Genomic DNA, 13,086 nt, shown 5'->3' with positions numbered 1-13,086 from the left:
TTTAACTTGAGTTTAATTTAACCACATAATATAATGGTGCTCATCATGGATTGTAATCAAATTGAATCTCAGATAAAAAAAATAAAAATTAAAATTGATACATCCCCAAATGAAGCAGAAATTCTACTGAATGGATTACTCTCGCAAAATATCTCAAAAGAATACAAATATCGCGCTGAAATTTTACAGTGTTCTTTAAGAGCTCGCGATGGCAAAGTCAATCAAGCAATTGATGAATTAGATGCCATTCTCAGAATTTTGTCAACCTTAAATTTTCCAGAAGTAGAAATCAAAGCTCTCGCTGTTATGGCAGATTTTAAACAAACATTAGGATACAATTTAGAAGCCCTAAAAATAATTGACAAAGCAGAGAAATTGATTTCCATTACTCCGCAATTTGATGCATATTTGGAATTAATGAATACAAAAATTGTGGCTTTGCATCGATTAGGTAAATATCACGATGCAATTGAATTGGGTAATGATTTAATATCCCAAGTAGAATCTTATCCTGAAAAGAAATACATGGCTGCTCGATATTATAATAATGTCGCTTTAAATTATGAACTTTTAGGAGATTTGAAACAGGCAGAAAACTGTTATAATCAATGCTACACGATCAGCAAAGAAAATAGTTATAATCGTGGAACTAGCATTTCTCTAAATAATCTTGGTGATATTTGGTACCTTTTTGGTGAATTTGAAAAGGCTAAACAAGCATATGAAGAGGGAATTTTAATTGCAAACCAAATTTCGGATAAAATGACTATTGGTTTGTTGAACAAAAGTTATGCAAAATTTTCCTTAGAAATTGGAAACGTTGATAATGCTCAAGAATTAATTGAAAAAGCGTTGGAAATGTTTCTTGAAACACAATATACTGATCAAATAATCAAAAGTTACTATATCTATGCTAAAATATGGATATTTAAAGGAAATTATCAGAAAGCCCTTGGTATGATAGAAAAAAGTAATGCCTTGGCAAATCAATATCAAATTGATAATAGTGTTATTGATCTTTGTATTCTTTCTGCAGAAATATGGAATACTCTTGGATATTCTGAGGAAACATATTTTTATCTAAAAAAGGCTGATAAAATGGCTCTTGAATGTGAATCGAGGGTATCTTTTGCACAGATATTGATTGTAAAAGCAAAGATGGATCTAACTCGAGGTCTTTACCATGAAGTAGAATTAGGTCTTCAACGAGCTTTACATCATGGAATTAAAAGTAATCATATAGAAATCCAATTTAATGCTAAAATTCTTCTTGCTCAGAACCTCCTTTCACAGTTTCAAAAAACTCAAAAAGAAGATTACTTCACCGAAGCCCTTGAAATCATTAATGAATTGAGTATGTTTACTAAAGAAAAGGGTCTAATACCTAAGTTTATTTCTGTCCAAATCATCTTTGGATTATTGAAATTATTGAAAAATGAGAAAAAAGAAGCAAAAGAGATTTATTTAGAGTTACGATCTATAACTATTCAAAAAAACTTGGATAATCTACGAGAATTAGTTGAGGGATTCTTAAAATTAACTGATGGTGCAGAACTTACCTCAAAGACTGCTGTATCACCCAATCAGCAGATGCTATTAACCATTGTTCAAGATCATTTATCCTTAAATTCTCCTGGTTTATCATATAATCGAATTGAAAATGGGGATGTGAAGGAAATTTCTTTGGTCGCTTATAAAGTGGATGAAAAAATGGGCCCTGTGATTCTAAATTCTGTGAATATTGCTGGGGACGATCCCACGACGCATGCTGAACTAGTGCTTTGTGGTAGCATCTACGCAACTACATTGGGACAAGGTGGATCATATCATACTGGTTTATTTGGGGTCTTACCATTTGGAAATCGTGATTTGCGTGCTTTTATTTATACTACAATTGCCCATGATTCAAGTCAGCTTTCGTCTCGGTCCAATAATGAAAGTTATATTTTGCTCACACTCATCTTTCCAGAAAAGTTTCTACAACTTTTCAATAATCGCGTAAAGTTAAAGGCAATCTTTGCAACACATGTCAATCAAATCCAAAATGCAGTTAATATATCTCAAACTTGGTTGAAGGCAATACGAGATGATATTATCAAAAGTTTTTGTTCTAATCTAGATATTCTATCTTCGAGTCCTTATGTCCATGAACTCGAAAATGGTTAATAGGAACTATTTTTCAAATTAAATTATTCATTATTTTTTTTATAATTATTAAGGATCATTTCATCTATTAAGGGTGTTTCATTGTTCGTTCTCTTGACCAACCGTAATTTGATAAAAAAAAAGAGCAATTTTTGTCAATATTTCGGGAATATTTTCACAATTATTTAAAATATCATGAATTTTATATCAAAAGATTTATATTTTTTTAAACGATCGATGTACATGCATCTTGTGCATCGTGTGTATCATGCGCATTTTGCAAAAGTTCAGAAATTCATATCAATAGAAGAGTAACGCACCACCCAATCTTGGAAAGGTTGATTTTTAAATATAAAAATGAAAGATTTCTAAAGTTACTAAATTATTATTGAAAGGAAAAATGAAAATGCTTGTAGATGAACTGAGATTATGGCTAATTATACCCAAAATGATATCGACATTTGTGTTTATTTTCTTTGGTTTTAAAATTAAACACCAGAAAAAGTTTTTACTTAATGAAATCTTTTTTTGGGCATTTCTTACTTGGGCAATTTATAACTTCATCGATTGTTTTTCGTTCACATTTGCTGCCGATAGCTTTTTAGCCTTTCAAATTTGTTCCATTTTTTGGAATATTCAGAAATTCCTCCTTATAACTTACGCATTGCTTGTTTTTAATGCGGTTAAGGTAATTGTCTATGGTGAAAATAAAATTAACGACTTAAAAAATCATTTTTTGGAAATATCTATATTGATTTTTAGCTTATCCTGCTTAATATTGTTTGTTCCTATAAAAATTATGGATGAATTCAATAATGTGATTGAACCATCGAGTTTACCACCTTCAGGAGATTTTCACGTTGCTGAAAAATTTAACGGTATAGGAGGTTTTGCCGCAATAATTCCATTTATCTATTTTATAATTGCCTCGTTCCATTTAGTTAAAATACTTAAAAGTACTGATGATGAAACAACTAAAAAACGTATCCTAATGCTGATAATAGGTATTGATTTAAATCCTATAGGGATGTTCTATTTTGTGATACGGGGTTTATGTTTTCCGAATTATACATGGTTAACATCATTAATTGGGCAGTTTTTCATTTTAATGTCTCCCATTTTTATTTATTCATCTTTAAGGAAACCAAAAGAGAAAATTGAAAAAATAGAACTAAATCCTATAAGTGTTGACTAGAGATTTTTAATATAGGAAAAGGATATTGTTGTTGCATGCAAATATCAATAAAGTAAACTTTCCAAAGATTATTTGAAATATAAAGTACTTAATCTATCAATTTGCCCTTTATTTCGACTTAGATCTTCTTTAAAATTTTGCAGTTCTTCAATTGCATCTGTTATTAATTGTAATTCATTGGTTGTCGTTAAAGTTTTTTTTGAAGTTTTTTTAATAAATAAATCTACAACCTGAATTAACTTCCAAAGGCTTAACCCTTTTTGTGTTAACTTGAATTTTTTTCCTTTCAAGATCTTTACATTAACAATAAAACCTCCTTCAAAAAGAGTCTCTGTGCACTTAATTTCGGGGGAAGAAGAGATTGGGACCATATTTCGAATTTCAATTCTAGAAAGACCCTTTGGATTTTCTGCTAGAATTTGTAAGTACTCAATTAATTTGAATGTTTTTAGGAGGGAGATATCAAAAATTGAAGAACTAGTGTTTGTTTCGTTTGCAGAAGCTGTCATAACTCTTATGCATTGGAAACAAGTTGGCATATTTAAATTTATCCATAACTATTTCATTGTTATCTAGATAAATTTATATATTTGTACGAGAATTATGTTATCACTATAACATAAAAATTATAGTGAAATATTAAATTGTGATAAAGATGAAAATAAAAAAAAAAACTGTAATGAAAATATTGACTTCAATATTTTTAATGAGCATTTTAAACAGTGGTACATTTGCTCTAGGTCGTATTATTATGCCAGATCCTCCAGTTCCAGTTGAAGAGGCTCCAATTTTTACTACAATACCTAGTGATTCTTCTATAGATATTCGACAAACCCGAACTTTGACATGGAAAGCTAGTTCTACAGATAATCAAGCCAATCGTGTTGCAAAAATATTTAAGGGTACAACTAAGGTTAAACAGATTGATGATTGGGCCAACGGTGCGAGTTTGTCCTATACATATAATCCTAGTTCAACAGGTTCATCATCATTTTATTGCTTGATCTATGATTCATTTGGATCAAAAACAGATTATGTGACTGTTTCAGTAACTGCTCCAAGCTTAAGTTTTACATTAATCCCTACAAATAGTTATTCTATTTCTACCGGTGAAAGTCTGAGCTTGACATGGAAGGCAACTTCATCCCCAGTAATTTCCTATAATTATCGAATGACACAAATCTATAAAGGGAGTTCAGTTGTGAAATCAATTTTTGCATGGGAAAATAATGAAGCATTGACATATCAATTCAGTTCTTCTTCATCTGGTGTATTTACTATGAGATGTTCTGTTTCAGATGGTTGGAATACGAAAAACGATTATGTAACAATAAATGTACTTAATGATGCTGATGGAGATGGAATTTCAGATGATCGGGAAATAAATATTCTTAAAACTGATGAAAACAATGAGTATTCACCATTAGGACACCATTATGAAGATATAGCTGTTGGAACTTTGCCCTCCGACTTTACATATGGAGATCAAAACGATTTTTCTTTAGTAAATAAAGAAACCGAATTTTTAGAAAGAAATCCCGGTAATTGTTTAGAAATAAGTCCCGGTTCTTATTTTCAAGATCAAGATCTTGGTGTAGATTCTTATCAATGGTATGAATCAACTCCAGTTTTGATTCAATTTGATTTTGGAATATTGGGAAGTGTTACAGATCCACTCATATACTTAGATCTTCAAGATAGAAGTTCCTCTGCAGAATTTTTCATTGAGATTACTAAAAATAATATGAAAGTTTGTGATTCAATGAATGAATATATAGATTTCTACCCTGATTTCAATTTTGAGGCAGATGTTCTCTATAATTTCAAATTAGTGATGAGAAAATATGATGATGCAACTTACTCAACTGAATATTTAATTCTAATAAATGATATGATTTATCGTTTTGGAGTTGCATATTTCATCACTTCTCCGCTAAATTCCATGCTATTTCGCTTTTATGGAGGAGGTACAGGAAATTTCTACTTTGATAATTATTTTTCTGACTACTTAGAAGGTAGTAATAGTGGGGTAGCAACTACAGTACAAACTAATCGAATCTACTTAAATACTTTATATAATTCTGGTTCCAGTTATGTACAACCATTCATGTCTTATGATGAATTTACTGACACAGATGTTGATGTTTCTGTCGGTTTGAAAGTCTCTGCTGAAAATATATTTAATTCAGGATTTGGTATTGAGGGTGGAACTAGTGCATTTGAAGGTACAATAGGTTCTGAAGATATTGAATTTGGAGGAGGAGTAGATCGTATTTCTCCTGTGAATGAAGATTTAATAGTTTATCAAGCATTAGAAATGGATTTATATTTTTATGATCTAAAAATTCCCGGTTCTTCAGATATACTATTTCGGGTTCCAATTGGAATACAAAACATAAAATGGGTTTTTGATGCAACTAATTTTAATACTTGGAATACGTGGGGTGAAGAAACACCTGATTCTGTTGCATTTTCCGTTGCGGATCAAGATGATTATCCTGATTCTTTTCCTTGGACATCTACTTCAAGCTTGGAAAAAGATTACTCTTTAGAAACTTATTCGGATATCTCATCTGATTCCTTAGAATTTGGATTATCGCTTCCATTCTTCAAAAATATTGAGATAGGCCTCTCTATCACAGTATATACTGCGCTTATTTTGAAGGTTGGGGCTAGGGTGAGTTTTCCTTCTGCTGGACAGGTAAATTGTGACCTTTGGAAAGGGAATAATCCAGAATCGATATATGGGTTATCAACATTTTCGTTTACAAATGTACAATTTATTTAATCGTTGATGTAAAATATACTACTAAATTCAATTTTTTCTTTTTTTACATTCTATATTTTTCCTATTGTGCTTTCGGTTCGTTTGTGTACTATTATTCCATGTCAACGCTTTCATGTTGTTGGTTTTTTGCAGTGGTTTGTATCAATGCTTCACTACTAACAAGTGAAAGAAACATTCTTAAAAAATTCAAAACTCCTTGTTTTAACTCAATTATAACCATAGAAGAATAAAAATCGGTTTTTTGTAAGAAATAGGTAATTTCATCAAAAAATAAATGGTTAAGGTATTATCCTCCATATTTTTAAGGGTAAAATTTTGACGAAAATTCTTCCGAAGTCCATGATGTGAGTGACTATTTCATGGACAGTTCATGATATCTTTTAGGCGGAAGTGGTTGGATAGATTCTAATACCATGAAGAATTACAACAAGATTAAACCATGCTTAAAATTTTCTATTTTCGGACATTATCTAAATGCTCTTGCCCTAAGTCAAAAATAGGATTGATTAATACACAAAAATGGCTCAAAAAGGAAGTTTAAATTATGAAATTTTGTTGGTGTACATTACATGTCAAGGATTTGGAAAGATCTTTAAAATTTTATCAAGAGATTGTGGGTCTTACCATAAATCGAAGGTTTGAAGCTCGCCCAGGAATCAATATTTGTTTTTTGGGAGAAGGCGAAACACAAGTGGAACTCATTGAGGATAAACATATCATCATACCAAAGAACCAAGATCATTTCTCCTTAGGGTTTGAGGTAGATTGCCTCGATCGAATGCTTGAATTTGTTCAAAAACAGGGGATAAACATTGAAAGTGGACCATTTCAGCCGAATCCCAACACAAAATTTTTCTATGTGCTGGACCCAGATAACTACAAAATTCAATTTGTGGAACGAAAAAATCATTAAGTGGACTCCTCTGGCATTTCTATCAAGATTTAGAAGAGTACACAAAATTTTTTTGATTAAGTGTCTTCCAATATGTAACTGAAAAAAATCTGATATTTCCACACATTTCTGGCGCTAAAAAAGACAGAAAGTATATGTAATACAAAAATTTAAGTTATATTCTGCCTTTACCACCTTCAAGAGGTAATACTAGTGCATATTGAATTAATTTTTAGCAAAAATCACCAATTTTTAGTGCAACATAATGTAAATGGAACAAATAGTGAGTATATCATTCCATCAAAGATAAATTCTGCAAAAGAATGGTTGAATGATCACCAATTACCCCTAACATCAATAGGTTCCATAACCGATTTTAAAATATTTAGTTCTTCCGAAGATCTATATGATTTTACATTTTATCTTATTCCTTCTGAACCCGAATTAAAGATACCCGGGTATTCATGGTTATCAATTGCATTTTTATCACACCCATTGCTCATTCCTACTCACGATGGAACTCCAGAAAAAATTCCCCCTGAGAAATTCCTTGAAATTTATGAAATCGGGGTTTTAGAAGGATTTTCTATAAGGGATGCTCCATTCTCAGTTTGGCATTTTTGTATGAATGAACATGATGCTGATAAATTAGCAGAATTGGTCTTGTCTGGCACGAAACGTGGAACCGCTAGTCTTGTTGATGCATATTTGGCTGAAAACGAACCTTTTCCAAAACTCGGTGCAAGATCGATTATCACAGATTTTGCTGGATTTCCCCGATGTATTATTGAAACAGTTAATGTGACTATCACCCCGTTTGATAAAGTGTCTCCAGAATTTGCTGCAATTGAGGGAGAAGGTGATAAATCGTTGGAGTATTGGCGGCGAGTGCATATAGAATTCTTTACAGAAGAAGCAGAGATTTCCAATCTTTCCTTCAATATGCAGAGTAAAATTATATTAGAAGAATTTCGGGTGGTTAAAACGTTAAAAAAGAAATAGTTTTATCGTAATCTGACAAATTCATCTCTGTAGAAAAAAAAAAATTCATAAAGAAATCAGATACTATTTTGGAGAAAACTAATTATTACTATTGGATTTCGTATATTCTAAATTATTCTCTCTATCTTTAGAATATCCTGATAAGAAACTGATATTCACAAAAATGAATGTCGATAAGAGGCATATCCAAACGATATTCATTAGATCGTCATGCCCAGTCACTCCTGGAAAATATCCCCAAATCGCAATTTCAATTAAAATTATCCATGTTATGGTTGCAAAACCTATTGTAAAAGGCCATATTTTTGAATTTATTTTAATATTTTGCTCTTTTATGGGTTTATTAATCTTAGAAGAGTGAATTAATAATGAAATCACTATTGGAATATAGCCTATTCCCCCACCAACTAAAGTTATGAGAAGAAAAAGTAACCCAAGAATCTTGGTTCCATAGATGTTATTTAAAAAGAAAAGCAGCCAAATTATGATCGTAAGACTCAAAATCATAACCAAAATCCCCGTAACAAGGTAATTCGGAATTATTGTAAATGCTTCTTCAGACCCCCCTTCCCAAAATCGCATATCTTGTGAAATTGATTGAATGATAAACCCTTCGGTTTTTTTATTACCTTGCAAGCTCTCAAATAATCCATGCTCAAAACTCGAGAATGCAAGAAAAATACCTACAACTTGAGTAATAAGCTTAGTCGTTTTATTAAGTATTGTTGGTTTTATTTCACTTATTAAATCTTGTTCCATTTTAATCCATATTCCATTTTTATTATTTCTTATAACTTTGAAAAAAGTTCAACTTGCTTTCTATTTATCGACCAATTGGAGTAAATCTTTACTCCACTGATCTATTCGATTAAAATCTCTAGTATCAAAGGTTCCTTGAGGATTTTCTGTGATCCCTGCACAGATTAATTCTTCTTTAAAAGGCGTCATAACCATTCGAAACCAAGAAGACATTTTATTATAATCCCAAATTCCTCCAAATACATTCATAGCAATTGGATCGACCTTGTATTTGTGAATTTTATCTGTGATGTATTTCTTCCTTTTTTTTTCCAGAGTTACTTGATCATTTTTATGAATAAGTATCCTTGAATACCCAGAAGATACGAAGAGAGCGAATTTGGTCTTTTTTAATTCATTGTGATGCAATTTAAGGAATTTTTCAGCCATTCGATTCCACTTGTCCATTTTTATTCCAGTTCCTAATACAACTAATCTATAATTAGTTATCATTGGAACTTTTTCCTTTTCTAAATTGACTATTGTCACCTCTTTATCATGCTTTCGGAATGTGTGGGCTAATCTGCTAGCACTATCCGCTGTTGCTCCATATCGAGATCCATAAACAATAAGAATTTTTGGTTGATTCATGTTAGTTCTACTTCTGTCTTTAATTTGACTTAATAATCATTATGTAATTGACTCATCTATTGTTATTTGTCGATTTTTACGTTAATTTGCTATACCATGCATCATTACATCAATTGAATGCTTGATGTATGTTTCCTTAGTTACATTTAAATGACTAAGAAGGACTTGTTTTTCATAAGGAATATGAACAATCGCTTCGATTATCGATCCCAGAAGTATTGTAGTTTGTACTGGATCTAAATCTTGCCTCAATGTTCCATCGTTTATTCCTAATTCAACTGATTCTTGCAAAATTTGAAATAATTCACTAGTTAATGAATTATATTCATCTGCATTATCAATTATATTATTATCAAGCATTTCTAGTATTTGTTGCCCTTTAAGAGCATAGTTTAGATTATAATACTTTCCATAATCATGCATGTATTCTGCAAATCCTTTCACAATTCCCATAATGCGCAGATAACCTGTTTTTTCATGATTCCTTACCGATTGAAATACCTCAAGTAACTTAACTAATCCTTTGTTGATTATTGCAAAATATAGGGACTGTTTATTTTTGAAGTATAAATATATCGTTCCTTTGGATAATTCCACATCTTTCGCAATTTCTTCAACGGAAACATCATCATATCCTTTCTTAAAAAATAATTTTTCCGCACTAGTGAGGATCTCATTAGTACGCTGGATTTTTTCACGTTCTCTTCTGGTAAGGTTTTTTTTCATATCCAATCACATTGAATGCTTGCTAAATTACCGATAGATATTAGTTTGATTTTTAGTACTCATAGTTATTTTATGACTAAGATTCATTTAATGACTATCAGTCATTGTAAATAAATTATTATTTTATTTATACTTTCTGTGTTTTCAGAATCTATCCTTATACCAAAAAATGTCCCACAATACAAAATTAGTAACAGAATGAGTTGAAATCCAAAAATTTGCCAAAATTATACCAAGATCATTTCTCCTTAGGGTTTGAGGTAGATTCTCTAAACCGAATGCTTGAATTTGTTAAAAAACATGGATCTAACATTGAAAGTAGACCATTTCAGCCGAATCCCAACACAAAATTTTCCAATGTGCTAGACCCAGATAACTACAAAATTCAATTTGTGGAACAAATGAAAAAATTTAGTGCCCTCCTCTAAATCTTGATAAAATCCCAGAGGAGTCCACTAAATTTTTTCATTAAGAGTCTTCCAATATGTAATTAAAAAAATGACTCGGATCTTTCCACACATTTTTGGCTCTATAAATGAAAAGGGGGTTGTTTTCTTGGTGGAAGAAGCATTTACCCTTCATTTACTCTACGGGGTCGATGTATTACCGCCGATTTACTTTGAAGAAGATCCTTCCCAGATGGTATTTATACAAATAATCGCCGGTCTTTAAAAAAGTGCACATTTTTATCACTTCATCAAAATGAAGACACAAAAACGGGGTCTCAGATATTTTTTAATACGAAAATGGTAGTTCTCGAAGAAAATTGGTTATAAATCATAAGGATGTGCATGAAATATATCTTCTCTTTGAATGAACTTTTTAGTCATTTAAAAATTTCAGAGTTCTTTTCCATGCTAATTCCGAAGCTTGCTTATTATAATAATCAACCTGATTTGTTTCAAAAAACCAGTGATATGTCCCTTGATAATGATAATGTGTAGCTTGAATATTTGCTTTCTTGAGCGCTTCTTTAAATTGATCTATATACATAGGATCTTCATAAGGATCATTTTCTGCAAAATGGCATAAAAAGGAAGCATGAGTTTTAGAAAAATCAATTTCTCCTGTACCGTAAAATAAAACAACTTTTTCTATGCTTTCAGGTTTATTATTTGCTATCCAAGTCGCCCATCCTGCACCCATAGAAAATCCTATGACTCTTATGGATCGATTAGTTATATTCAAGAGATAATCGACTGATTCTGCCAAAATGTGCTTGGTTTCATCTTCTTCCATGCTATTTATGCATTTTTCTGCTTCTTCAATACTCTCTGCGATTTTTCCCTTGTATAGATCAGGTGCAAAAACCAAGTATCCTTTTTCAGATAATCTTTGAGATAAATCTTTAATGAAATCATTCAATCCCCATCATGCATGCAAAAGTAATATCCCAGATCCCTTCTTTTTCTCTGGATAACTAATAAATCCTTTAATTCCATTATTCTTGTTTTCTATCTTTATCATATAATCAATAAGAAACTGTATATTAATTAAAGTTGAACTTACTTTTTCTATGGGAATATCTCCATTTGCTTAACTTAATTAGGTTGAATTTTTCTAAAATTATACATTCCTTAAGTATAAGGGTAGTGATTCTCTCGGGAAGCAGACACTTTAGATAAATATATAAATATGAATCTCGAAGAAGAACCTTCTTTTACTGTTGGAATCTATTGGTGGATTATTATTTCCCCTCATTGACTAGAAACCATTCAAGTATAGGTGGAACGAGGAAACTTCTATCCATTTCAATATTAATAAACAATTGATAAATTTTCCAAAACAAACCATAATTCAAAAAGAGAAAAGAAAGTTTGTATCACTACTCAAATATTTGTGAAGGTGCTTCTTTACTATTCTCAATAAGTGCAAGAATGATCACCACTGGAAAAGAATATCTTTTTTCAAACTTTTTTTTCAATCTATTTGTAAAAATGGAGTTTTTATTTTATTAAGAATAATAATAATTTATCTGATAAGAAAAATAAAATTTTGAAAGAAAATGACTCAAAGAATATTTGGACATATCCCTGGAATAGATGTTGGTACTAAATTTTCAAGTAGAGATGCTCTATATGACAAAAAAATCCACATGAATAAAAGAGCTGGCATTACCGGTGCCCAATCTGAAGGTGCAGATTCCATTGTTATTTCTGGAGGATATGAGGATGACGAAGATTATGGGGATATCATTATCTATACCGGACATGGTGGTAGGGATGAAAATACCGGTAAACAGATTGCGGACCAATTATTAAAGCGACAGAATCTTGCCCTTGCAAAATCTATGATCTTTGAGCTCCCGGTAAGAGTTACTCGGTCATTGGGTAAAGGAAAAGGATATAGATATGATGGTTTATATTATGTCAAAAATTATTGGAATGAAAGAGGAAAAGCGGGTTATATAATTTGGAGATTTGAATTACATAAGGCAATGGATAATCTTGAAATAATAGATGATACTCCTGTTCAAGAATCAGATATTTCTATCTCCATACCAGGGAGAACTATAGTTACAACCTCAAGGATAAAACGAAAACTAAAGAATATTCGAGAAATTAAGGAATTATATGATTTCAAATGTCAAATTTGTAATATTCAATTAAAATTAAAGGGAGATAATTTATTTTATGCAGAAGCGGCTCATATTAAACCTCTTGGGAAACCTCATAATGGTCCTGATGAAGTAAATAATATGTTGTGTTTATGTCCCAATCATCATGTTTTACTTGATAATGGTGCGATTTGGATAGATTCAAATCTTAAGATAATGGGAATAACTAAGCCAAAATTACTTACAGTTTTAGATGATCATAAATTGAAGATAGAATTTCTCAATTATCATAAAAATGAAATAGCTTTTGAGTTGGAATTGTAGAAAATAAATTTTTTTCAAAAAAATTGGGCAGATAGGAGTAAGAAGAGAAATAAATTCAAAATCAATCG

The 13,086-nt window shown here is 31.1% G+C and carries 12 protein-coding genes; 7 read left to right on the top strand and 5 right to left on the bottom strand.

Going from position 1 to position 13,086, the window contains the following annotated elements; genetic code table 11:
• Nucleotides 1-45: 45 nt before the first annotated feature.
• Both NEF87_RS02485 and NEF87_RS02480 read left to right on the top strand, forming a co-directional pair.
• Complete coding sequence (locus NEF87_RS02485; RefSeq protein WP_457918490.1) at nucleotides 46-2,166, top strand: tetratricopeptide repeat protein; 2,121 nt, start codon at nucleotides 46-48, stop codon at nucleotides 2,164-2,166.
• 379 nt (nucleotides 2,167-2,545) lie between these two features.
• Complete coding sequence (locus NEF87_RS02480; RefSeq protein WP_457918489.1) at nucleotides 2,546-3,340, top strand: hypothetical protein; 795 nt, start codon at nucleotides 2,546-2,548, stop codon at nucleotides 3,338-3,340.
• Nucleotides 3,341-3,408: 68 nt separating this feature from the next.
• Here the strand turns inward: NEF87_RS02480 and NEF87_RS02475 are convergent, their stop codons facing one another.
• Entirely contained in the window at nucleotides 3,409-3,849 is a 441-nt protein-coding gene (locus NEF87_RS02475; protein WP_457918488.1) for a hypothetical protein, read from the bottom strand.
• 146 nt (nucleotides 3,850-3,995) lie between these two features.
• Here NEF87_RS02475 and NEF87_RS02470 point away from each other — a divergent pair, with 146 nt between their 5' ends.
• The 3 genes from NEF87_RS02470 (at nucleotide 3,996) to NEF87_RS02460 (ending at nucleotide 8,022) form a co-directional block, all read left to right on the top strand.
• A complete protein-coding gene (locus NEF87_RS02470; RefSeq protein WP_457918487.1) occupies nucleotides 3,996-6,128 on the top strand; it encodes a hypothetical protein in 2,133 nt (710 codons plus the stop codon).
• Nucleotides 6,129-6,672: 544 nt separating this feature from the next.
• A complete protein-coding gene (locus NEF87_RS02465) occupies nucleotides 6,673-7,041 on the top strand; it encodes a VOC family protein (RefSeq protein WP_457918486.1) in 369 nt (122 codons plus the stop codon).
• Nucleotides 7,042-7,233: 192 nt separating this feature from the next.
• Nucleotides 7,234-8,022 (top strand): ASCH domain-containing protein, encoded by a 789-nt coding sequence (locus NEF87_RS02460; RefSeq protein WP_457918485.1) that lies wholly within the window; start codon nucleotides 7,234-7,236, stop codon nucleotides 8,020-8,022.
• Between the two features lie 78 nt (nucleotides 8,023-8,100).
• On the opposite strand, the gene NEF87_RS02455 is transcribed toward NEF87_RS02460, so the two are convergent.
• The 3 genes from NEF87_RS02455 to NEF87_RS02445 form a co-directional block, all read right to left on the bottom strand.
• Nucleotides 8,101-8,781, bottom strand: a complete 681-nt coding sequence (locus tag NEF87_RS02455; protein WP_457918484.1) for a hypothetical protein — start codon at nucleotides 8,779-8,781, stop codon at nucleotides 8,101-8,103.
• A 60-nt stretch (nucleotides 8,782-8,841) separates the two neighbouring features.
• Nucleotides 8,842-9,411, bottom strand: a complete 570-nt coding sequence (locus NEF87_RS02450) for a flavodoxin domain-containing protein (RefSeq protein WP_457918483.1) — start codon at nucleotides 9,409-9,411, stop codon at nucleotides 8,842-8,844.
• A gap of 81 nt (nucleotides 9,412-9,492) precedes the next feature.
• Nucleotides 9,493-10,137 (bottom strand): TetR/AcrR family transcriptional regulator, encoded by a 645-nt coding sequence (locus tag NEF87_RS02445; RefSeq protein WP_457918482.1) that lies wholly within the window; start codon nucleotides 10,135-10,137, stop codon nucleotides 9,493-9,495.
• A 498-nt stretch (nucleotides 10,138-10,635) separates the two neighbouring features.
• On the opposite strand from NEF87_RS02445, the gene NEF87_RS02440 reads away from it, so the two are divergent.
• Entirely contained in the window at nucleotides 10,636-10,809 is a 174-nt protein-coding gene (locus tag NEF87_RS02440) for a hypothetical protein (protein ID WP_457918481.1), read from the top strand.
• A gap of 150 nt (nucleotides 10,810-10,959) precedes the next feature.
• Here the strand turns inward: NEF87_RS02440 and NEF87_RS02435 are convergent, their stop codons facing one another.
• Nucleotides 10,960-11,502, bottom strand: a complete 543-nt coding sequence (locus NEF87_RS02435) for a dienelactone hydrolase family protein (protein WP_457918480.1) — start codon at nucleotides 11,500-11,502, stop codon at nucleotides 10,960-10,962.
• Between the two features lie 640 nt (nucleotides 11,503-12,142).
• On the opposite strand from NEF87_RS02435, the gene NEF87_RS02430 reads away from it, so the two are divergent.
• Nucleotides 12,143-13,018 carry a YDG/SRA domain-containing protein gene (locus NEF87_RS02430; protein WP_457918479.1) on the top strand — a complete coding sequence of 292 codons (876 nt, stop codon included), beginning with the start codon at nucleotides 12,143-12,145 and terminating at the stop codon, nucleotides 13,016-13,018.
• Nucleotides 13,019-13,086: the final 68 nt, after the last annotated feature.

This window comes from Candidatus Lokiarchaeum ossiferum, from assembly GCA_025839675.1.
GTDB lineage: Archaea > Asgardarchaeota > Lokiarchaeia > Sigyniarchaeales > Promethearchaeaceae > Lokiarchaeum > Lokiarchaeum ossiferum.
The sequence above is the reverse complement of the archived record's forward strand: the minus strand, read 5'-3'. Positions and strand labels throughout refer to the sequence as shown.

Excerpts from the sequence above, each read along its gene's own strand:
- NEF87_RS02485 (WP_457918490.1), top strand. The coding sequence starts at position 46 with ATGGATTGTAATCAAATTGAATCTCAGATAAAAAAAATAAAAATTAAA.
- NEF87_RS02480 (WP_457918489.1), top strand. The coding sequence starts at position 2,546 with ATGAAAATGCTTGTAGATGAACTGAGATTATGGCTAATTATACCCAAA.
- NEF87_RS02475 (WP_457918488.1), bottom strand. The coding sequence starts at position 3,849 with ATGACAGCTTCTGCAAACGAAACAAACACTAGTTCTTCAATTTTTGAT.
- NEF87_RS02470 (WP_457918487.1), top strand. The coding sequence starts at position 3,996 with ATGAAAATAAAAAAAAAAACTGTAATGAAAATATTGACTTCAATATTT.
- NEF87_RS02465 (WP_457918486.1), top strand. The coding sequence starts at position 6,673 with ATGAAATTTTGTTGGTGTACATTACATGTCAAGGATTTGGAAAGATCT.
- NEF87_RS02455 (WP_457918484.1), bottom strand. The coding sequence starts at position 8,781 with ATGGAACAAGATTTAATAAGTGAAATAAAACCAACAATACTTAATAAA.
- NEF87_RS02450 (WP_457918483.1), bottom strand. The coding sequence starts at position 9,411 with ATGAATCAACCAAAAATTCTTATTGTTTATGGATCTCGATATGGAGCA.
- NEF87_RS02445 (WP_457918482.1), bottom strand. The coding sequence starts at position 10,137 with ATGAAAAAAAACCTTACCAGAAGAGAACGTGAAAAAATCCAGCGTACT.
- NEF87_RS02440 (WP_457918481.1), top strand. The coding sequence starts at position 10,636 with ATGACTCGGATCTTTCCACACATTTTTGGCTCTATAAATGAAAAGGGG.
- NEF87_RS02430 (WP_457918479.1), top strand. The coding sequence starts at position 12,143 with ATGACTCAAAGAATATTTGGACATATCCCTGGAATAGATGTTGGTACT.